We start from the raw sequence: 21,036 nt of genomic DNA on the forward strand, positions 1-21,036 counted from the left end.
ATGCCCCAGAAGCCTTTCGCCTCCAGCGCGGACACGACCGCGAAGACCGAGACGCTCGAAGTCGTGGCCGACGGCGTCTACGCCCTCACTGCCGAGGGCGACCCGAACGTCGGCGCCATCGAGGGAGAGGACTTCCTGGTGTGCTTCGACGCCCGAGCCACGCCCAGCGCCGCCGCCGACTGGCTCGAGCGGCTGCGGCACCACACCGACAAGCCGGTGCGCTACCTGGTCCTCTCGCACTACCACGCCGTCCGCACCCTCGGTGCCGCCGCGTTCGAGGCCGACGTCATCGTCGCGCACGACCGGACCCGCCATCTCGTCGCGGAACGCGGTCGCGAGGACTGGGCCAGCGAGTTCACCCGGATGCCGCGGCTGGCCAAGGACCCCGAGACCGTACCCGGACTCACCTGGCCCGACCTGACCTTCTCCGAGCGACTCACCATCCCGCTGGGCGGAGAGCGCGGCGACCTGGTCCTCTGCCACCTGGGCCGGGGTCACACCGAGGGCGACATCGTGGCATGGCTGCCCGGGCAGCGGGTGCTCTTCTCGGGCGACCTCGTCGAGTCACGCGCCGCCCTGTACACCGGCGACGCCTTCCACCGCAACTGGGTGAGCACGTTGGACGAGGTGGCCTCGCTGGAGGCCGCGGTGCTCGTCGGCGGCCGGGGCGCCGTCAGCCGCGGACGGGACGCCGTCGACGAAGCGGTCGAGCAGACCCGCCACTTCCTCCAGGTGATGCTGCGTGAGGTGGGCGGCGTGCACCGGGCAGCGGGTTCGCTGCGAGACGCCTTCGCTGCCGCCCACGGCGCCTTGGTCGAGGACTACGGGCGCTGGCCCATCTTCGAGCACTGCATGCCGTTCAACGTCGCGCGCCTATGGGAGGAGCTCGACGGGGTCGAGCGCCCCACCGTTTGGACTGTGGAGCGAGACCAGCAGATCTGGGATCTGCTCCAGGGCGCATGACACCGACCCGACCGGAAGGACGCACGTGACCATCAGCTTCGAGGCGTCGAGCCTCAACGCAGAGGATCTGCGGGAGTCCCCGCTTGCACCACCGATCGCCCAGCCGCTCGCGGGGCCCATCACGACCCGCAGCCAGATCATGTTCTCCGCCGAGCGGCAGGGGATCCTGGCGGGTGTCTGGGAGTGCGAACGCGGCACGTCGCGATGGGATTTCCACGAGCGGGGGGAGTTCATCCACGTCCTCTCCGGACGGATGACGGTGCGGCAGGACGACGGCGAACCCGTGGAGATCACGGCCGGGCACACGGCGTTGTTCCCGGTCGGCTGGACCGGCATCTGGGAGGTGCACGAGAGGTTGCGCAAGGTGTACGTCGTCTTCCGGGCCGAGTGACAGCCCGCGGATCGGGTCGGATCAGTCATTCGAGGCCGGCGCAGCACTCGGCAAGAATTCGCACACCGTCCTCGATCGACGTCGCGGTCGCGCGGGCGTAACCGAGAACCAGGCCGCGCCGCTCGCTCGTGCCGTGGTCGTAGCGCCCCAGTCCGTAAACCTTCACGCCCCGTCGACCCGCTTCACTCACCAGGCGGTTCTCGTCGATTCCTTCAGGCAATCGCACCAGGAGGTGCAGCCCGGCGGCGATTCCAGCAGTCTCCAGTGCCGGCAGGTACCTGTCGAGTGCCTCGAGCATCCGTGCCCGCCTGGCGCGGTAGAGGCGTCGTGACCGGTTGAGGTGCCGCTCCAATTGGCCGTTGTCGACGAGCTCGGCGAAGATGAGTTGGACCAGCGCGGAGACACCGAGGTCGATCCCCTCCCGTGCCTCGACGACGAGCCGGTTCCAGCGCCCCGGCAGGACGAGCCAGCCCAGCCGAACCCCCGGCGCGAGGAGTTTCGTCGACGAGCCCACGAAGGCGACGCGGGCGGGCGCCATGCCCTGCAGGCAGCCTACCGGCCGCTTGTCATAGCGGAACTCGGCGTCGTAGGCATCTTCGAGCACCAGCCCGCCGACGGCTTCGGCCCAGTGCACCAACGCCTGCCGTCGCTCTGCTGACAGCACCACCCCGGTCGGGAACTGGTGCGCGGGGGTGACCAAGACCATGCGCACGTCGGGGTGTCGTTCGAGCACCTCGACCTTGATCCCGTCCTCGTCGACCGGGATCGGCACCAACTCGAGCCCGGCGGCCGATGCGAAGTCGCGCAGGGGCGGCCAGCCGGGATCCTCGACAGCGAGCTTGGTATGGCCGGCGCGTGCGGCCGCCCGGCAGACCAACCCGATCGCGTGGGTGGCCCCTGCGGTCGCATGGACGTGGTTGGGTTCGGCCACCACCCCCCGAGTGCGGCCGAGAAGCTCGCAGACGCTGATCTTGAAGGCCTCGATGCCTGACGGGTCGATGTAGTGGAGGTTGTCCCACTCCGTGCTGGCGAGGACGGTCTGCGTCGCTCGTGCCCACGCACTCGCGGGGAAGGCGGAGATGTCCGGCTGCCCGGCGGTGAGGTCGATCCGGTAGCGCGTGACCGGCTGCTCGATCACTGGGTCCTGCGGCGCAGCCCGCCACGACAGTCCGCACACCCGCGTCGCACCGCCCTGCGTCGCCTGCAGATATCCCTCGGCGATCAGCTGTTCATAGGCCTGTACCACCACCCACCGCGAGCATCCGAGCTCCGACGCCAGGTGTCGGGATGACGGCAGCGCAACGCCTTCACGCAGGCGTCGGCTTCGAATCGCGTCGCGTAGCGACCCCTCGAGCCGCGAGGTCAGCGTCCGCTCAGGCCTCTGGTCGATGTCGACCAGGGCAAGATCGGCCGTGAACTTGGACCGGCGGATCGCCATGCCCGCACTCTCCTCACAACTGGTCTGGCTGAAGGAGCGAATACTGGACTATACGACCGATCCGGCCGTCCATACAGGCCAGCGGGAACCAAGTCGAGGAACCGGTCGGCCGGCCGTGAGCGCAAAGATCTGGTAACAGAGGGCGGCGGCCGGTCATGCGAAGGCGGGATCAGGCTGGATGGGCTCGCTTGCCCGCGCCCGCGGGCCGGGAGGCGATCCCCGTCCCGGTCGGACACCCGATCTTGCACTAGATCTAGGTAGTGATACCCGTACTTCACCCCCCGCCGCGACCTCTGCCCTGAAGGCACGCTGGACCGGTAAGCAGATGAGCTTGACGGAAGGCCGAACCATGAGCCAGCACCAGACGCAAAGCGCGCCCCATGCATCCGGAGGCCAGGTGGTCGAGATCCGTGACGTTGCGACGACCAAGGCCCCTCTCGAATGCCTGGGTGCAGACGACCTCGCCCGGCGAACTTCGCGCGACCTGAGCCACGACCTGCGCACACCGCTGACCGCGCTTCGACTACACCTGGAAGAGGCGCTGATGTATCCCGAGGATCTTGATCCTTCTGTCACTTTGCGGGCGGCGATGCGTTACGTGCTGGCCCTGGAGCGGAACGTGACCGACTTTCTGTCCTCGAGCAGCCGGGGATGCGGCGTGCAAGTGCCTTCCCAGGAAGATGGTTGCCCAGGCGGTCGTGGGAGAGCTCTTGACCTGGGACCTGATGGCGCTGCCAGGCGCGACACCTGAGCTCCTCGCCTACGACACGTTCACTCGTCCGACAACCTGAGCACTGGTTCAGCAAGTCTCGCCTCGGTCGCGTGGCGATGCGTGGTCGCGGCCCCGACTCCGAACTCGGTCGGCAACCGTCATCAAAGCCTCATCCGGCGTCGATATCTAGGGAGGAGGGGTGGGCCGGGCGTCATCGATAGGGAGGCGGCAGCGGTACGACGCGTCATCGCTGACACACGGGTCTCATGCGTCACACCAGCCGCCAAGGCCCCGATACACACTTGAGTAACCATGAAAATTCGTAAAGCTCCTGGTGAGAGGCTTTTCGTCTCGGGGTTCCCGATTAGCATGAACTATGGCTCAAGACGCATCGCCGCAGGTGGTCGGTAGCCTCCCGCCCGACGCGATGGGCATCGTCGGCCGCAGGCGGGAGGTGGTCGAGGCGAAGAGGCTGCTTTCCGACACGCGGTTGTTGATGTTGACCGGTGTCGGCGGGGTCGGCAAGACACGGCTGGCGATACGGGTGGCAGCCGAGGTCCGGCGGGCGTTCCCGGACGGTGTCTGGCTAGTAGAACTGGCGGCGCTGCAAGACGGTGACTTGCTGGCGCGCAACGTCGCAGCCGCTTTGGGGCTGCGAGATCGGTCAGTGCGATCTTCGGCCGAGACCCTGGTGGATTTTCTGCAGGGTAAGCGCCTGCTTCTGGTGCTGGACAACTGCGAACATCTGCTCGAAGCGTGTGCGCCCCTGGTCGAGAAGCTCCTCGGTGGGGCCGGGGGACTGCGGATCCTGGCGACCAGCCGGGAGCCCCTGAGGGCCAGGGAGGAGGTGGTGATGGCGCTCGCTCCGTTGTCGGTACCGGACCGGGTCGAACAGGTGACTCCGCGTACGGTGGCCCAGTACGAGTCTGTGATGCTCTTCATGGAACGTGCGAGGGCGGTTCGGCCGGAGTTTGTGATCAGCTCCGAGAACAGCTCCATGCTGGCGAGGCTGTGTCGCCAGCTTGAGGGCATCCCGCTCGCGCTGGAATTGGCGGCAGTTCGACTCCGGGCCCTGTCACTCGAACAGATTGTCGACCGACTGGACAATCGTTTCCGATTCCTGACCCAGGGATACCGGTCCGCCCTGCCTCGCCACCAAACGCTGAAAGCCACGGTCGACTGGAGCTACGATCTGTGCTCCTCGGCGGAGCAGACGCTGTGGGCGCGGTTGTCCGTGTTTCCCGCCGGATTCGACCTCGATGCCGCCGAACAGGTCTGCTCAGGAGACGGTATCGCGCACGAAGATGTCCTCGGTCTTGTGACGAGCCTCCTTGAGAAATCGATTCTTATTCGCGAAGACGATGACAAAATAGCACGGTATCGACTGCTTGAAACTCTTAACCATTATGGCCAAGAGCGCCTGGATGAAAGCGGTGCGCAAACGGCGTATCGCCGCCGCCACCGCGACTACTACCGGCAACTCGCCGAACGGGCAAATCTTAATTGGTTCAGTCAGCGGCAGGGTGATTGGTTTGCCATGATGCGCCAGGAACTGCCGAACCTGCGTGCCGCACTGGCTTTTTCCTTGGCTGATACCGACCGGACTGAGGCGAGCCTGGACATCGCCACCAAGCTCTACGGATACTGGGTCTTCAATGGAGCTCACAGCGAGGCCCGTCACTGGCTCGACCAGGCGCTCCGGAAGAATAAACGGTCGAGTCCGGCGAGATTCGAAGCGTTGGCCGTGGATGCGACCTTCGCGCTGATGCAAGGGGAGATCGATGTCGCCCTCCCCATGATGAATGAATGTCGAGAGCAAATCGCACATTCTGACGATGGTCGGTCGCAGGCCCTTCTCAAGCTGCTCTTGGGGCGGGCCTCCTTCTTGACCGGGGATCTCCCACGTGCAATAGGCGAGTTGACTGAAGCGCGCGACTGGTATCGCGAGAACCAGAAAAAGCTTGCCGATAACGGAAGTGTGAACGAAGCCTTCTTCGCGTCTTTCTACCTGGCTACTTCCGCAGCATTTCTCGGGTGTGACGGCTCGGCTGATCTCGCCGCCGAGTGCCTGAAGATGGCCGAATCCGCGGATGCCCCAGGCGAGATTTCCATGGGGCGATGGGTCGTCGGTATCGACTGTTGGCGAGCCGGTGACATCGAACAGGCCGGCGCATTGTTCAAGGACAGTCTCCACATAGACTATGTAATAGGCTATCGGTACAGTCCCGTCTGGAGTTTTGAGGCGCTGGCTTGGGCTGCCTCCGCCCAGAAGCAGTACGAACGCTCCGCTTGCCTGCTCGGCGTTGCCGACGCCCTCCGGCGGTCCTTGGGTCTGTCTCTGGAGAAATTCCGGCCGTATGCCCTTGCCCACGAAACTTGCGAAAGGCAATTGCGTTCTGCTCTACGGCATGAGAAGTACGCCACGGCCTTTCGATTTGGGGCAGGTCTTGACTTCGACGAGGCGATTGCCTATGCGCTGGACCCAGATAGCCCCGTGCAGACGCAAGCCGAGCCGCCGGATCCCAGCACTCCTTCCGTACTGACAAGACGTGAGCTGGAAGTCGCCCAGCTCGTCGCGGAGGGCATGAGCAATAAAGAGATCGCCGCAAGGCTCGTCGTCGCTCAACGCACCGCGGAGGGCCACGTCGAGAACATACTCGTCAAACTGGGTTTCAACTCTCGCGTACAGATCGCCGCCTGGATTCTTGAGCACCGGAACGCTTCCCGATAGTGACCAGACGGAGCGATCAGCCGGATCTGCTGTGGTTGGACAGGCCAGGGCGCTCGTAGGGCCGATGAACTTCGTCGCCGACGAGAGTGATCGGACCGTCGTAGCCGTGATCCCGCCGCAGGGCTTGCGTGGCCTTGGCTCCGGCGAGGCTCGCGCCGATAATGACGATTCCGGCGTGTTCGGGCATGACGCTCCTTGTAGGTGGAGGGCGGGGTCAGAGCACTTCGAAGTTGGCCATCATCCCCATGTCCTCGTGTTCGGCGTTGTGGCAGTGGAAGAGGTAGCGGCCGCGATAGCCGTCGAAGCGGGTGAGGATTTCCACTGACTCGCCTGGCCGCAGGGAGACGGTGTCCTTGAGTCCGGCGTCATGGGGCAGTGGCGCCCTCCCGCTGCGCGAAAGCACCTTGAATCCGACCAGGTGCAGGTGGACGGGGTGGTGGATGTCGGCGACCAGCCACCAGACCTCCACGTCGCCGAGCCGGACGGTGACGTCGGTGCGGGCGGGGTCGAACGGCCTCCCGCCGATCACCCATCCGTGGCCGCCGTTCATGCGACCCGCGCGGAAGGAGAAGTCACGCACCCGCGCGGCGTCCGACCGGCTCCAGGTGGGCAGGTCGGTCGACAGGACGCGGGGGACGCGACTGTCGTCCGGGGCCTTGCGCGCGACGCGGAAGGCCATCACGTCCCGGGTCCGCCCGGAACCCAGCCGGTTGACGACCTTGACCAGCCCGCCGACTGGGATGCCGGAGAAGTCGACGACCACGTCGTAGCGTTCGGCCGGTGCGATCGGCAGCGACCGGTGGCGGACCGGTCCGGCGAGCAGCCCCTGGTCGGCGCCGACCTGGATCAGGTCCAACCGGCGGCCGTCCTCGGCGACCGCTTCCAGCTCGTAGTGCCGGGCGTTCGAAGCGTTCAGGACGCGCAGCCGGTACCGGGCGGCATCGACTTCGTGCACGGGCCACGGCGCGCCGTTCACCAGGATCACGTCCCTGAGGACGCCCGCGAGGTAGGGCTCCTCCACCCCCGGCTCCGTGCGCAGCGCCGGGTCGAGGGAGGGGTAGGCGAGCGTGCCGTCGGCGTGGAACGCCCGGTCCCCGATCATGAGCGGCAGCTCGCGCGGGCCGGACGGAAGGCCGAGCGCCTCCTCGGCGTCGTCGGGCACGATGTGCAGCCCGGCGAGGCCCCGCCAGATCGCGGGGGCGGTGAAGTCCATCCGGTGGTCGTGGTACCAGAGCAGCGTCGGCCGCTGGTCCAGCGGAAAGGTGTAGTCCCGCGTGAGCCGGGACGGCACCGCGCGCGGGTCATGCATGCCCCGCGCGCCGCCCATGCCGCCCGACATGCCGTGCATCCCGTGCCCGCCCTGGACCGCGTCCGGCCATCCGTCCGGCAGGACGAGGTCGGTCGGATATCCGTCGGAGGCGGCCGGGGTCCTGCCGCCGTGCAGGTGCACGACGGTCGGCACCGGCAGCTCGTTGCGGTGCCGCACGCTGACCGGCCGTCCGCGTCGCGACTCGATCGTCGGTCCGGGGAAGTGCCCTCGTAGGTCCACAGCGGCGTCCGCACGCCGGGCAGGACTTCCGCGGTCACCTCGCGCTGGGTGATCTCGTACCGATCGATGCCGCCAGTCGTGGCGACCGGCTTCAGCACTGGCGGCAGCGGCAGCGGCACCTGGAACGGCGGCGGCAGCCGAACCCGGCTGCTCAGCTCCGCGCCGGTGCGCGGTGGACGCCGGGCCGGCGCGTTGGCCGCCGTCAGGCCGGCGACGGCCACCGCCCCGAGCGCGCCGCCGGAGCTGAAAGGCCTGCGCCCGAACCACCCGATCGCCTGGGGAGAGCCCGGAGACAGAACCTCACCTCGGCGCGTCCCCGATGACCCGCCTGGCCTCCTCCGGCGTGGCCCGCCGCAGGAGCGCCCGACTCTGAGACTGGATCCCTCTTCCTCTTTCCGCGGAAGGCGCACGATGACGTTCGAGAACACCATGTTCGGCGGCGGCGACGTACACAGCGCGACCGCTCTCTACGTGCCGCAGGATCCGACGCACCACGACCTGGCGTGGTGATGGCGTACTGCGCTCCCATGGTCGAGAGGGCACATTGACCGCCGCACGCTGGCCGCCCACACCGGCGACCCGCCGCCCCCCAAAGGCCCTGGCTCCGCGCGCCCCCTCGGAACGGTCAGCGGCGTATCGACGAACGGCATCACCACTTTCTCGACGGCTCGGCACTCCACCCCGCAACGAGCACGGCTCGCAGTTGCGCGCCGCACCATGACGTCGCAACTGATGCAATGCGGGGAGCAAACCGGCCCAGGACCCTCAGGGGTTCTGGTCTTTGCGGAGCCGGAGTCGCCTGAGCAGGTCGATGAGGCCGCGGATCGAGGTGATGAGTGCCGAGCCGACGGCGCCCACCAGTGGCTCGCGTTCCTCTTCGGCGGTCGGACCAGGGTCCGGTGGGGCGGGGACGGGGCAGCGCCCGCGGTAGGCCTCCAGTTGGGCGGCGGACGCCAGGCCGAAGAACAGCGCGATCGAACTGAGGAACGACCACAGCAGCAGCGCCATCACCGCGGTGAGCGGACCATAGGTGCTGCCGAACGTGGTGTGCTGGCCGGTGTAGAACGCCAAGCAGAATGTGAACAGGGTCCAGAGCGCCATGGTGACAAGCGCGCCGAAGGCCAACCACGTGTGGCCGGGTTGCCTGCGGCGGGGAGAGGCGCGGAACAGCACCGAGGTGGAGGCCAGCGCGAGCAGGAAGCCCAGCGGCCAGCGCCCCAGGTCGAATGAGGTGCGCAGACCGTCACCCCAGCCATAGACCTCGGCGAGAGCGCCTCCGATGGCGTCGCCGCCGGCCATGACCGTGAAGCCGGAGACCATGAACGCGCCCGCCGTGACGGCCAGCATCGCCGCTCTGCCGTACTTGCGGTGGAACGGACGGTCGCGTTTCATGCCGTAGATCCGGTTCGCGCCGCGCTCGATCTGAGCCATCGTGCTGGTCAGGGACGCCAGTGCGGTGGCGAGCCCCAGCCACAGGGCCAGCGCGTCGCGGCTCCGCCGCTGCTCGCCGAGCACCTCCCGGACGGCATCGGTGTCCCCGCCGGGGGCCAGTCGGCTCAGCGTCAGCTCGATCACCTGGCCCAACTGCTCCTGGTGGGCGACCGAGCTCAGCCCGACCAGGGCGATGGCACCGGGAACGATCGACAGGCACATCTGGAAGGCCAGCGCCCTGGAATGGCTCATGCCATCCCCGTACCTGAACCGGATCCAGGAGTCCCGGGCCAGGCGCCACACGCCGTACTCGCGCAGGGTGGTCCAGGCATCGCCAGCCGAGAGCTCCTCGCCGCTCATGGTCCGCGTCTGGGGCACGAGAGTCACCGATGTCACGGCGCAACCGTACCTTTGCCCTGATATCACCCGCCCTGCTCCGCGTTCCCGGGACTCAGGTCAATGCCACCTGCGGCCACCGGCCGCCCACGCGACGCGCCCCCAAGAAGCAAATGGCTGAGGGTGTGGCCTCTCTGCGAGGACGCCAGGGGAACTGTTCCAGGAGCGAGGCCGCGCGGTCGCCGCGTGGATTCGCGAACGCCGCCTGGAACAGCGCCGCCGCGAGCTGCCCGAACCCTACTCGCGCCTGCCTGATCAGCGAGGGCGCGGCCCGGTGGGGGGGTCTGCCGGCCTCAACATCTCCCAGGCGTTTCGTCATGCCTAACGAGTACCTACCCGCCAGTACAGGCAGGAGTGGTAGGAACGCGCACGTGGGCGTCGCCTCGCCCGGCAAAGACCAGCGCCTTACATGTCGATATCGGATCCCGGCCGGCGGCCTGGCCTAACCAAACATTGCAACGAGGCCCTCCCGCCTCGCCACCGCCGCCCGGTCAAATGCTCTAGCATGTCGATTCGACCATTCCGGTCCACGTTGCGAAATGGACGCTCACATGTTCAGAAAGACTTGTCTGGCGACCGTCGTCGGCCTTGGCGTCTTGGTCGCTGCCGGTTGTGGTGAGAAGGGGAATGAGGAGACGGAGGCTGTGACGACGAGCCCCATACGTCCGCCCACGAGTGGTGCAAATATCCGCGCATGTTCTCTCAACGAAAATGACATCGAACGGAGCGTCCCCCGGAAGGCGCCCGCGGGGGTTTTCTGGAAACGTTTCAAGGGCGTTGCAGTGCCGTTCTCTCCGTCAGCCGGGCCAATGACGGTCCAAGGAGAAGTCGCGCGTTGCTACACGCACACGCCCAGTGGGGCACTGATGGCCGCGGTCCAAATCAGGGTGCGACTCGAGCGGGCGGCTGGTTGGCAGAAGATCCTGAGACAGCAGGTTGCTTCGGACGCGGGCAAGGCGACCTATGCGCAGACGCGGGGGTCTCACCAGGTCGTACCGGCTGCGGAGGCGGCGCAGATTGCGGGCTTCCGGATCGTCTCGTACACCACGCAGAATGCAGTGATCGGAACGGTGTCGCGCGACCCGGCGCACGGCGGACATACAGCCATGACTACGACCGTGAGGTGGGATGGCGACTGGAAGCTTGTGCTGACCCCGCAAGGCTCAGCGGCCTCGGTGCTTCGGGCGGACGACTCACTTTCTGGGTATGTTCGCTGGGGCGGCTTCTGACCCCCCGGGACACTCTGTGTGGTTGAAGGTGGGTTGCGTGCTCGCTGCATGTTCCCTCAGGTCCACCAGCCGGGTTGAGCTGTCGTCTGTTTGGCGGCATGCCCAACAGGCCGGGCGCCCGGGGTGGCCCCACGTCCTGCTTTGGCCCGGCGCGATTGGCAGGTCACCTGGATCGTCTGGAGGCGTTCAGCGCTGCTACGTCGCACCGTCTGATCGCCCGGGAAGGCCCGCTGATACGGCACGGCGTTCACCGACTTCGGCTTCGCGCTCATCCGCGCATGGCGGGACGTGCTGCTGCGTGCCGCCCCGCCTGTCCCATGACCAACGAGCCGTGCGTTACCTGGCCATGACCCGCGAGGCGGCAACCTCCACCGTCCAGCCCGGCGGCACCGTCACCACCTGCGACCGCGCCCCACATCACCGGATCAGCTGCCGCGATTTCCTGGAAGACCATCAATGGCACGCCGAGCAGCAACTTCGGCCCGCCCAGCCTGACCTTGCGGGGCGGTCGGCGTTTGAGGTCGGCGACCACGGCGTCGGCTCCCGGCCTGGTCTGCTCGGACATGAATCGGACCCCGCCATCGCGAGTGCGGCCGGGAGCCGAGAGGCTCGATCAGCCGATCGGTGGTGCGAGGTATTCCAGCGCATAACCGTCGCCGGAGGGGGTTACGCGGGCGATGCCGGGGGAGTCGAGGTGGGCGCCGGCCACGAAGTGGTGTGGTCGGGTCAGTTGATCGAGGAGCGCCCCTCGCGCGGCGCGGGCCTGGGACTGGTCGCCGTCGAGCTCCCAGGAGACGTTCGGCTGCTCGAATTGAAGCGTGGGAACGTGAACGGTGTCGCCCCAGACGAGAAGGTGACCGGTGCCGCTCCTGATGTCGTAGACGGTGTGACCGGGTGTGTGGCCCGGTGTCGGGACCGCAGTGGCCCATTCGTTGATCGCGACCTTCTCCGCCACCGGCACGACCCTGTCACGGATCGGCTGGAGCCGCCCCGTGAACACCGAGGCGTCGCCCGCGCCGATCCATACACGCTCGAGTGCGGTGAACGCCTCCGAACCGTTCGGTGTGATCAGGCCGCTCACATGGTCTTCGTGCTTGTGGGTGATGGCCACGTCGGTGATCTGCGCACGATCGATTCCCGCTTCGTCGAGCGCGTCGTAGATCAATCCCATGGTGGGGTCGTGCCAGACGTCGGACGCACCGGTGTCGATGAGAACCGATCGCGTGCCGTCGGTGACGAAGAAGGCGTTGACCGACAGCCGCAGGTTGTCGTCGGCCAGGGGGACGGCGGCCGGCAGCTCGTCGAGCGGGCGCCCCTCCTCGTCGCGGAGCCGTGTCGGTGGCATGTCGATGTACCCGTCTCGCAACGAGACCACCTGCAGGTCGCCGAATGCGAAGGTGGCGTGGTGCCGGCCACTCGAGATCAAACGCATGGAACCTCTGTCATGTAGGGCGCACGACGTGCGTCTCCGATAGAAGACTCATGTCTTCTTTAGAAGAAACCATACACTGCGGCGGCGAGGTACTCGTCGATTGAGGAGCACAGTGGTCGAGCAGGACAGAGACGCGGCCGAATCACAGCACGGTGATGACCTGGCCGGCGCGTTCGGCGGTAACGTGCGGCGCCGTCGCGAGGAGGCGGGCCTGACGCTGGAGCAGTTGTCCGCACAGTCGTCGGTCAGCCGGGCGATGCTGTCCAAGGTCGAGCGCGGTGAGAAGAGCCCGACGATCGGCGTGGCGTCCAGGATCGCCCACGCGCTCGACGCGTCGCTGTCGGACCTGATCGGTGCACCGACCGCTGCCGTGTCAGGTGTGGCCATCGCCCTGCGCAAGAAGGACCGTCCCGTTTTCCGTGACCCGGAGACCGGCTTCGAGCGGCACATAGTGTCGGCGGCCCCGGGCGCGGGAGGAGCCGAGGTGATCGTCCACTATCTTCCGGCGCAGGTCTCGACCGGGCTGCTGCCCGCGTATCCGCCCGGTACGGAGAAACAGATCGTGGTGCTCGAAGGCACCCTGACCGTCGCGATCGGGGGGATCAGCGAGACCCTGAACACAGGCGACTCCCTGTTCGTCCAAGCCGACGCAGAGCACGGCTTCGCCAACCGAACGAACGCCCCCTGCGAATACATCATGGTCATCTCGCGGAGAACCTGATCGGCTGCAGCACATCCCTGACCTGCGGCAGGCGGCTAAGCGTTCCATTCCGGCCAGATGGTCGCGGCACCCCGACCCGGACACCAGCCACCGCGCCCTTGCTGCGGGTAACGAGCCAGGCTGGGACGAGTTGGCGCACGTGCCACGGCGAGTTGGAGACTGACCGCTCACCTCGGCTGGAGACGTCAGAGACGGCGCGGGCCTGGGAGACCGCAGCCCCCGGCGAGCTTGGTCAGCGAGATTCACGGTGCTCCTGGTGACATTTGCATCTACTGACCGGCCGTGATTGCGGCGAAGGTACGGGGACCAGGAAACCTCATTGCAAGGAGTACCCCCATGGCCAGGCTGGTGGTCTGCAACATCATGTCTCTCGACGGCTTTTACGCCGACAACGACGGCAACCCGCTCGTACTGGAGATGGACGCCGCGTTCGACGCCTACAACCTGGAACGTCTGCGGGCGGCCGAGGCCCTGCTGCTCGGCGCCGACTCGTACCGGATGTTCATGGGGTTCTGGCCCGCCCAGGCGGGCAACCCCGAGGCCTCGACGGTGAACCAGGAGTTCGGCGGAATCTACGGGCGCATCAAGGTGAACGTGATCTCCGATTCTCTGACGGGTGACGACATCGCACCCTGGTCGGAGCAGACCACGGTGATCGGGCGGGGAGAGGCGGAGTCCCGGGTCAAGGAGCTCAAGCAGCAGACCGAAGGCGACCTGGTGACCTTCGGCAGCCGGATCACCTGGAACGCGCTCCTTCAGGCTGGCTTGGTAGACGAACTGCACCTGGTCGTCGGCCCCGCGGCGCTGGGCGCGGGCACGCCCCTGTTCACCGGCGCGTCGGGCCGGTTGAACCTCGCGGGAGTCCGCAGGCTCGACGGCTCCGACAGTGTCGTGCTGCGATACGAGGCGTCCGTCGCCTGATGAGCTTTCCGCTCATATCCGCCCGGCTCTGGTCATCAGTGGACGTCGCCGTTCTGCCGCAGCCCCTACCCTGGTCGTCCGCGACGGGAGGCCAGGTGGTGGACGGGTACGAGCAGCGCTGGCATCTCGACCGCGTCGTCCGACTGGCGCCGGGCGGCGCGGTCGCCTGCAGCGCTTTGTTCCCCACGTTGCAGGTGGCTCTCGCCTTCGGCTATCCGGGCGGCACCCGCGCAGCGCTCTGGAGCCTGGCCGCGACCGCGGCCTATCTACCGCTTCACCTGCGTCATCTTTGGCACGCGGCCCGTGGCGCCCGACCGCCGGCCGGGCTCTGGACGCTGGCGGCCATGGCGGTCGTGATTCTCGGGGCGACACCGCTGGCCGGGGCCACGTGGGTGCGGGCCTATGTGGCGTTGATCGTATCGGCGGTCCTGGTACTGCCCAGCCGCTGGTCTTACGCGGTGAGTGTCGCGCTGGTCCTGGCGTCTGCCCCTGTGGGCTACGCGATGGGGCTGGCGTTGACGGAGGCGCCATGGGTGTGGTTCACCCTGATGTGCGGCAGTACGGCATTGCTCCTGCTGGTCTGGCTGGCCGCGGCGCTCATCCGCCTGCAGTCGGCCCGTGAGGCGCTGGCCCAGCAGGCGGTCGCGCAGGAACGCCGCCGGATCGACGACGACCTGGGCTCCACGCTCGGTTCCGCGCTGGCGGCGATCGCCGCCCGGGGAGAACGGAGCCGCGAACTGCTCGCGCAGAGTGATCAAGACCGTCTCGAGGCAGAGATGACCCGGCTCTCCGAGGACGCCAGGGCCACCCTCGCCGAGGCCAGACAGCGCGTGCGGGGCTATCGGCGGCCCTCGCTACGCGCCGAACTGGAGACCGCCGCCGCGCTGCTGTCGGTCGCGGGCATCACGACTCGCCTGGACCTGCCGCGGGGCCCGATCCAGGCGACGATCGGCGATCGGCCGCGAGCGGCCCTGCGCTCCACGGTCACCCGCCTGCTGCGCGACCGCACGGCCCGCGCGTGCGTGATCACGGTCTCCTCCCACGGTGGCCGGGTCCAGTTGGAACTGCGCACCGACGACTCGGCCGAGACGATCGAGGTGGCCGCGTGAGCGGAATGATCCCGCCGGCTTGGGTGATGCGGCGCCCCCACTGGCCCCTGGTCGCGCTCATCGTGCTGTGGACCGCCCAGGCGCCGTTCTACACGACGGTCGGCCTGAGCGAGGGCACACGGCACAGCCCGCTCCTCGCCGTCCCGCTGGCGTCCACCATCGGAGCCCTGCAGCTGCGGCACAGCCTGCATGCCGCTCGCGGAGAGCTGCCGAGGGGATGGCCCTGGACCCTCACCGCGCTTGTCCTTCTGGCCAACGTCCCGCTGCTGTGGTTCGGGCAGGACTGGGAGGCGCTGGGCATGTTCGTCATCGCCTCGGCGATGTTGCTGCGCGGCCGGGCCAAATGGGTAGTGGCAGGCGTACAGCTGCTCATCACCGAGCTGGTCGGCGTGCTGGGCGCGATGTCCCTGCCCGGGTCCACGACCACGCTGGCCGTCGTCATCGGCGTCTACAGCGTCGCCATGCCCGCCATGTACGCGGGTGCGCTGATCGGCGGGACGCGGCTGGTGCAGCTGGTGAACGAGCTGTACGCCACCAGGACTGAGCTGGCCGCCAGCGCCGTCGGGGAGGAACGCGTGCGGCTCTCGCGCGACCTGCACGACCTGCTCGGCCAGAGCCTGTCGGCGATCTCCCTGAAGGGCGACCTGGCGCTGCGGCTGCTCGCCAAGGACCCCGCCGCGGCCGGCGCCGAGATCGAAAGCCTGACCGAGGTGGCCCGGGAGGCGCTGCGCGACACGCGCGCCATCGCCCGTGACGAGCACGCCGTGTCGTTGAGCACTGAGCTCGACGGGGCGGCCGCCCTGCTCGGAGCCGCGGGAGTCCACACCCGCCTGGACGTGGCCGAACTGCCGGCTCTTCCGGTTCCCGTCCAGAGTGCACTGGCCTGGGCGATCCGCGAAGGAACCACCAACCTGCTGAGGCACAGCCAGGCCCATTCCTGCGCCATCAGCTTGTCGCGCCATCAGGGCACGGTACGGCTGGAGATCATCAACGACGGTGTCCGCGGGACCGCCGAGCACGGCTCGGGCTTGTGCGGTGTCGCCGAACGGGCCCGGGCGGTCTCGGGAACAGTGTCGGCCACGGTCCGCGACGGACGGTTCCGGTTCCGCGTCGAGGTCCCCGAGGAGGCCACGTGATCCGCGTCCTGATCGCCGAGGACATGCACATGATCCGCAGTGCGCTCGTCGCGCTGCTGACGCTGGAGGACGATATGGAGGTCGTCGCCGAACTGGAGCGCGGGGACACGGTCGTCGCCACCGCACTGCGCGTGCGGCCCGACGTCGCGGTGCTGGACATCGACATGCCCGGACTGGACGGGCTGACGGCGGCTGAGCATCTCCATGACAAGCTGCCCGGCTGCCGCACCCTTGTGCTCACCGGGCTCAGCCAGCCCGGCAACCTCCTGAGGGCGCTGAAGGTCCACGTCCAGGGCTTCATCGTCAAAGACGCCCCCGCCCAGACCCTCACCGACGGCATCCGCCGCATCGCCCGGGGCGAACGGGTCATTGACCCCGACCTCGTCGCCGCCGCCCTCGAAACCGGCAGCAGCCCCCTCACCGTCCGCGAGACCGAGGTTCTGCGCGTCGCCGCGACCGGCGTGCCGGTGACCCAGATCGCCAGCGAGCTGTCGCTGTCGCAGGCCACCGTGCGCAACTACCTCTCGAACGCGATCGGCAAGGTCGGAGCCCGCAACCGCATCGACGCCATCCGCATCTCCCGCGACGCTGGCTGGCTCTAGACGAGCCGGCCAGACCGGCGAATTCGAGTGCGACCTCGCCTTGCTGGACAGCGATGGCCACGGCTTGACCGCTGGCGAGGCTGCGTAGAACTCGCTGGCGAAGAGCTTGGCCGGTAGGGCACCGAGGGGGTGACCAAGGCGATGACGGCTTCGGCGACCTCCAGAAGCCGTTCCGCGCCGGCCTCCTCGGCAGTGGCGGCGACGGCGCCTCACCGCCCAGCGTCTGGGTGGGTGCAAGCTCGGCAGTGTCGGCCTTGTGGTGCGCGGGGCGGCAGTACTCGTCCTCGCGGCCTACGCCGCGAGGACGCCATCGCAGCCGGTCTCAACGCGTCGCTTGTCACCACCGTCGCCGCTCAGAATCGGTAGCGGAGAATGCGGGCTCCTTGCCGAGACAGGGCCGTGCTGCGGGCGGTGAGACGGGTGAGCGCGCGTAGGGGTTGCGGGAATCGGGCTACTTCGGGTGCGCGGGTGAGGATCTGCTCTTCGATCAGTTCGAGGCCGGCGTCCCAGGACTCTGGTTCGCGTGGGTCGTCGAAGCCCTGGGCGGCTTTGATGCCGAGGGCCTTGATGGTCGGGTGGTACTTCATGGCCCAGGCGGCGAAGCGGGTGTAGCCGTTGAGCGCGAGCTCGCCCGAAGGGAAATGGCCGGCCAACGCGCGGGTCATCTCCTGGAAGGAGTCGCCGGGCATGAAGGGGAGCAGCCCCTCGGCGACGATCATCGCTGGCCGGTCGCCGGGGATGGCGGTGAGCCAGTCGGAGGTGGTGAGGTCGGCTCCGACCAGGTGGGAGCGGCCGGGCAGGCAGTCGGCCCTGAGGTGGACCACTGCGGGGAAGTCGATGTCGTACCAGTCGACGCCGGGCGGGGGATCACAGCGCAGCATCCTGGTGTCCAGGCCGCAGCCCAGGTCGAGCACCACGCATCCGGGGTGGGCTTCGATGAAGGAGCGGACGACGTCGTCGAGCTTCTTGGCGCGTAGTGCGGTGGTGAGGACGAGGCTGGGCTTGACCTTCAGCTTGTCGAAGTCGTAGTCGATCTTGCCGGCCAGGTCGGCGGAAAGCGTGTCGCCGAGGATCGGGCTGGGCAGTCCGGCGTCCAGGGCTCTGGCGTGGAGGGTAAGCAGCAGTGTTTCCTGGATCAGCCCGAGCTTGGGTTGCCAGCGTTGCATGGGGCTTCCTTAACGGCGTAGCGGATGACGGGCCGCGAGGTTCTGCAGCCACGTCAGGGATTCGTGGGCGGCCTTGATGCGCTCGGTGCGGTGCCTCTCGCCGCCCGCGATGTCGATCCCTTCGTCGGCGATCTCACCGAACGCGCTCAGGCTTTCGAGCTTGCGCTGGATGACCTTCTGCCAGGCGTCGTCTTCGATGCGGTAGTAGGAGACGCGATCGCCCGGCCTTCTCACCTTCTTGACCAGGCCGATGGCCGTGAGAAACCGCATGTTCGAGGTGAGGGAGGCGCGGCTCGCCTGGATGACCTCCGCGATCTGCCCGGCGGACTGCTCCGCCGGATCGCAGATCATGAGCCAGCCGAGGATGCGTCCGGTGATGGGCGGCAGCCCCCACTCCTCGACGCAGAAGGCGGCCACCCGCTCCACCCAGCGGAGCAACCGGTCCTGCTGTTCCTCAGCGCTCATCGTCGAACCTCCGTTGTTGATCGTGTGGCGGTCACTCTGTCATGGCGGCCACCGACTCATAGGTGGGTGTCGGGGTGATGCCCGGGAGCCTGGTCTTGCGCAGGTAGAGGTCGAACCAGTCGATCGCGAGCGCCATCGCCTCCTCCAGGCCCGGGCCGGTGTAGAGGCCGAGCACGTCGTAGGGCAGCACCGCGAGCCGCTTGGGCTCGCCCGCTCTGGCGAAGGCGCTTTGCGCCTCTTCGAGCATGTGGTACGGGTCCCAGCCGCCGTTGGCGATCATCAGCAGGGGGGTCGGCGCGAGCCGGTGGATGAGGTTCTCCGGCGCGAAGGTGAGCAGGTGCTCGGCAGAGTCGAGGGTCTTCTCATTGCGGTAGGCGGGGAACAGGCGGGTCGACATGTCCGGCGTGTCCTTCACACTGTCGCCCTCCAGCGTCAGGTGCGGCACGCGAGCGCTCTGCCCGCCTTCGTAACGCCGCTGCCAGTCCTGCTGCAGTCGGTCGCGAAGCGCGTGGACACCAGCACGGCCCCGGAGGCGTTCCAGGTACCGCCATCCGTTCCACACGCTGGGGCTCTGCACGACGACGCACTTGATGCGCCGATCGAGCACGGCTGCCTGGGTGGCCACCGAGCCGCCGACGCTCACCCCCCACACGCCGATTCGCTCCGGCTGCACTTCGGGACGGGTCTGCAGGTAGGACACCGCGCTGCGGAAGTCCTCCACCTGCCGCTCCGGGTAGTCCAGGCCGCGCGGCTCGCCTTCGCTGGAGCCGACCGTGCGGTAGTCGATGGCCAGCACCGCGAAGCCGGCCTTGGTGAAGTACGGCGCGAAGAACGCCAGCGCCTCTTTGACCATCACCCCGCTGTGCCCCAGCACCAGCCCGGGGACCGGGCCGCTCGTCTCGGGCAGGTAGAGATCGCCCGCACAGCGGGTGCCGAGGCTGTTGAAAGTCACGTGTTCCACAGCTTGCTCCGGATTGAGGTGGCTAGTTATTTCAACTATGACTGAAACAACTAGCGATCGCAACCCTCGTACCACTCCGCGTTGAGCTCCTTCACTGTCCGGGCCGGCCTTCGAGGTCATCCTGGACTCGGCCCGTTGTGGCGACCTGGCGGTTGCATGCCTGCTCCACCGACCGGGGCCGGTTGACCGGCATGGCTCCCGGTCCGCGCCCGCGTCAGCAGCGGCTGTTCGCGACGCACCGGGCGACGGCCTGCGCGGGGGCGGGCACTAAGGGCCGGGCGCCGGAGTAAAAGGAAACCGGTGAGCCGGTGTTAGAGGTTCACGCGGTAAACGGTCGGTGGGCGGCCCGTGCGGCCCTGCTGCTGGCTGCCGATCGGCGTGGCGATCCCGGCTCGTTCCAGGCGCTTGAGCACGCGCCGCGCCGTACGCTGCTGCACGTCCAGGTGCTCGGCGACGTCGTGCGCGGTCAGGCCGTCCGGCCGGTCTGCGACCAGCTCGCGAAGCCGGGCCAGCGTCTGGGCGTTGAGGCCGACGCGGCGGGCCAGCAGCGGCAGGCTCTCGACGCCACGTTCGGCCGGGGGCTCGTCGCCGTCGGCGGGCTCGATCACGATGTCGACGTCGTCGGCCATCGCGACCACGCCCACCGAGGCGCCGATCGCCGCGGCCCTGCCGAGGGCCCGCTTGGCCAGGGACTCCGCCTCCGCCGCCGTGCGGCCGATGCCGAAGCCGATGTGCACGCTCGGGTGCCGGGCGGCGAGCCGGTCGAGTAGCGGCAGCCGGGTGAACTGCTCGGTGGCCTGCTCCAGGAGGCCGCGCGTGGTCACCATCAGGTGGCGCCCGCCGGGCAGCGGCGCGAGGCTGCCGCCCAGCGTCACCACGTCGGCCGCCAGGGTGTCGTCCGGGCCGGGAAGCTCGATCAGGCCCAGCGCGACCTGGGCGTCGCCGACCTGCTGCCCGACCGCGGTCAGGATGAGGGCCTGGATGGTGGAGCGGATCGAGAAGCGCGACGGGGCCAGCCGCACCGTGTGCATCAGGGGCTCCAGCACGTTGTAGGCGGAGCCCAGGCAGGTGATGGCCACCCGGGTGCCGTGCCGGTCGCGCGCGTTGCGGTGGAACGCGACGATGTCCTCTGACGTGAGGCCTGCCTTGTAGGGCAGCACCTGGACCTGGTCGGTCGGCAGCTTGGCCTCGGTGAGGGTCTCCAGCACCTCGGCGCGGCGGAGGGTGTCGACCGACACGCGCGTCACGTCGTGGCCCAGGCGCAGGAGCTCCACCAGTGCCCGAAGCAGTGTCGCGCCGTCATAGGAGACGTACATCGAGGGCCGCGTCACCACGCCCGCGGCGGTGGCCAGGGTGTAAGGGACCACGCCGGTGAACAGGAACGCGTCGACCTCCTCGGGGGCGGTCGCGACGACCTCCACGGCCTCGCCCTCGTGCCGGTAGGGGAGGCCGGTCATGACGGCGCCGCCCATCTCAGAGCCCACCGCGACGGCGCGGTGGACCAGGTCTTCGGGACCCACGACCCCGATGGTGATGGGCACTCTCGGCTCCTCTATTTAGGTCCAGCCCTCAACCGTTCAGGTTAGTGCACCCCCGTCGGGCTTCGTTCCTTCCTGGCTCGGCCTCTTGACGGACATCCTAGGGTGAAATAACTTTCGGCCCAGACCGAAAATAGGTGGGACG

Annotated in this window: 20 protein-coding genes; 10 read left to right on the top strand and 10 right to left on the bottom strand. The window is 68.1% G+C overall.

What is annotated here, in order from left to right; genetic code table 11:
* Positions 1-963 carry an MBL fold metallo-hydrolase gene (locus AB0C87_RS09565; protein WP_345174126.1) on the top strand — a complete coding sequence of 321 codons (963 nt, stop codon included), beginning with the start codon at positions 1-3 and terminating at the stop codon, positions 961-963.
* Positions 964-988: 25 nt separating this feature from the next.
* Entirely contained in the window at positions 989-1,354 is a 366-nt protein-coding gene (locus AB0C87_RS09570) for a cupin domain-containing protein (RefSeq protein ID WP_345174124.1), read from the top strand.
* Between the two features lie 25 nt (positions 1,355-1,379).
* On the opposite strand, the gene AB0C87_RS09575 is transcribed toward AB0C87_RS09570, so the two are convergent.
* The gene (locus AB0C87_RS09575; protein ID WP_360577081.1) at positions 1,380-2,792 is read right to left on the bottom strand and encodes a PLP-dependent aminotransferase family protein; all 1,413 of its coding nucleotides are present in this window, start codon (positions 2,790-2,792) and stop codon (positions 1,380-1,382) included.
* 349 nt (positions 2,793-3,141) lie between these two features.
* Between AB0C87_RS09575 and AB0C87_RS09580 the strand changes: the two genes are divergently transcribed.
* Positions 3,142-3,543 (top strand): histidine kinase dimerization/phospho-acceptor domain-containing protein, encoded by a 402-nt coding sequence (locus AB0C87_RS09580; RefSeq protein WP_360577082.1) that lies wholly within the window; start codon positions 3,142-3,144, stop codon positions 3,541-3,543.
* 337 nt (positions 3,544-3,880) lie between these two features.
* Positions 3,881-6,235, top strand: coding sequence for a LuxR C-terminal-related transcriptional regulator (locus tag AB0C87_RS09585; protein WP_360577083.1), 2,355 nt, complete (start codon positions 3,881-3,883; stop codon positions 6,233-6,235).
* Between the two features lie 16 nt (positions 6,236-6,251).
* On the opposite strand, the gene AB0C87_RS09590 is transcribed toward AB0C87_RS09585, so the two are convergent.
* The 3 genes from AB0C87_RS09590 to AB0C87_RS09600 all read right to left on the bottom strand — a co-directional run bounded on the left by AB0C87_RS09590 (position 6,252) and on the right by AB0C87_RS09600 (position 9,611).
* The gene (locus tag AB0C87_RS09590) at positions 6,252-6,422 is read right to left on the bottom strand and encodes an FAD-dependent oxidoreductase (protein ID WP_360577084.1); all 171 of its coding nucleotides are present in this window, start codon (positions 6,420-6,422) and stop codon (positions 6,252-6,254) included.
* Positions 6,423-6,449: 27 nt separating this feature from the next.
* A complete protein-coding gene (locus AB0C87_RS09595) occupies positions 6,450-7,784 on the bottom strand; it encodes a multicopper oxidase family protein (protein ID WP_360577085.1) in 1,335 nt (444 codons plus the stop codon).
* 765 nt (positions 7,785-8,549) lie between these two features.
* Positions 8,550-9,611, bottom strand: coding sequence for a YihY/virulence factor BrkB family protein (locus AB0C87_RS09600; RefSeq protein ID WP_360577086.1), 1,062 nt, complete (start codon positions 9,609-9,611; stop codon positions 8,550-8,552).
* Positions 9,612-10,477: 866 nt separating this feature from the next.
* Here AB0C87_RS09600 and AB0C87_RS09605 point away from each other — a divergent pair.
* Positions 10,478-10,840, top strand: a complete 363-nt coding sequence (locus AB0C87_RS09605; RefSeq protein WP_360577087.1) for a hypothetical protein — start codon at positions 10,478-10,480, stop codon at positions 10,838-10,840.
* A gap of 268 nt (positions 10,841-11,108) precedes the next feature.
* On the opposite strand, the gene AB0C87_RS09610 is transcribed toward AB0C87_RS09605, so the two are convergent.
* Together AB0C87_RS09610 and AB0C87_RS09615 are read right to left on the bottom strand one after the other, a co-directional pair.
* Positions 11,109-11,405 (bottom strand): hypothetical protein, encoded by a 297-nt coding sequence (locus tag AB0C87_RS09610; RefSeq protein WP_360577088.1) that lies wholly within the window; start codon positions 11,403-11,405, stop codon positions 11,109-11,111.
* A gap of 48 nt (positions 11,406-11,453) precedes the next feature.
* Positions 11,454-12,272 (bottom strand): MBL fold metallo-hydrolase, encoded by an 819-nt coding sequence (locus AB0C87_RS09615; protein WP_360577089.1) that lies wholly within the window; start codon positions 12,270-12,272, stop codon positions 11,454-11,456.
* Positions 12,273-12,384: 112 nt separating this feature from the next.
* Here AB0C87_RS09615 and AB0C87_RS09620 point away from each other — a divergent pair, with 112 nt between their 5' ends.
* The 5 genes from AB0C87_RS09620 to AB0C87_RS09640 all read left to right on the top strand — a co-directional run bounded on the left by AB0C87_RS09620 (position 12,385) and on the right by AB0C87_RS09640 (position 16,761).
* Positions 12,385-12,993 carry an XRE family transcriptional regulator gene (locus tag AB0C87_RS09620; RefSeq protein WP_360577090.1) on the top strand — a complete coding sequence of 203 codons (609 nt, stop codon included), beginning with the start codon at positions 12,385-12,387 and terminating at the stop codon, positions 12,991-12,993.
* A 336-nt stretch (positions 12,994-13,329) separates the two neighbouring features.
* Complete coding sequence (locus AB0C87_RS09625; RefSeq protein ID WP_360577091.1) at positions 13,330-13,914, top strand: dihydrofolate reductase family protein; 585 nt, start codon at positions 13,330-13,332, stop codon at positions 13,912-13,914.
* Positions 13,915-14,012: 98 nt separating this feature from the next.
* Positions 14,013-15,023, top strand: coding sequence for a hypothetical protein (locus tag AB0C87_RS09630; protein WP_360577092.1), 1,011 nt, complete (start codon positions 14,013-14,015; stop codon positions 15,021-15,023).
* 5 nt (positions 15,024-15,028) lie between these two features.
* Positions 15,029-16,159 (top strand): histidine kinase, encoded by a 1,131-nt coding sequence (locus AB0C87_RS09635; protein ID WP_360577144.1) that lies wholly within the window; start codon positions 15,029-15,031, stop codon positions 16,157-16,159.
* Complete coding sequence (locus AB0C87_RS09640) at positions 16,156-16,761, top strand: response regulator (protein WP_353832744.1); 606 nt, start codon at positions 16,156-16,158, stop codon at positions 16,759-16,761. Before AB0C87_RS09635 ends, AB0C87_RS09640 begins: the two co-directional genes overlap by 4 nt.
* 353 nt (positions 16,762-17,114) lie before the next feature.
* On the opposite strand, the gene AB0C87_RS09645 is transcribed toward AB0C87_RS09640, so the two are convergent.
* The 4 genes from AB0C87_RS09645 to AB0C87_RS09660 all read right to left on the bottom strand — a co-directional run bounded on the left by AB0C87_RS09645 (position 17,115) and on the right by AB0C87_RS09660 (position 20,894).
* A complete protein-coding gene (locus tag AB0C87_RS09645; RefSeq protein WP_360577093.1) occupies positions 17,115-17,927 on the bottom strand; it encodes a class I SAM-dependent methyltransferase in 813 nt (270 codons plus the stop codon).
* Positions 17,928-17,936: 9 nt separating this feature from the next.
* Positions 17,937-18,392 (bottom strand): transcriptional regulator, encoded by a 456-nt coding sequence (locus AB0C87_RS09650; protein ID WP_345174103.1) that lies wholly within the window; start codon positions 18,390-18,392, stop codon positions 17,937-17,939.
* Between the two features lie 31 nt (positions 18,393-18,423).
* Positions 18,424-19,353 (bottom strand): alpha/beta fold hydrolase, encoded by a 930-nt coding sequence (locus AB0C87_RS09655; RefSeq protein WP_360577094.1) that lies wholly within the window; start codon positions 19,351-19,353, stop codon positions 18,424-18,426.
* A 311-nt stretch (positions 19,354-19,664) separates the two neighbouring features.
* The gene (locus AB0C87_RS09660; protein ID WP_345174101.1) at positions 19,665-20,894 is read right to left on the bottom strand and encodes an HTH domain-containing protein; all 1,230 of its coding nucleotides are present in this window, start codon (positions 20,892-20,894) and stop codon (positions 19,665-19,667) included.
* Positions 20,895-21,036 lie beyond the last annotated feature (142 nt).

The sequence above is a fragment of the Actinomadura sp. NPDC048021 genome (assembly GCF_040653135.1).
In the GTDB taxonomy this organism is placed as follows: domain Bacteria; phylum Actinomycetota; class Actinomycetes; order Streptosporangiales; family Streptosporangiaceae; genus Spirillospora; species Spirillospora verrucosospora.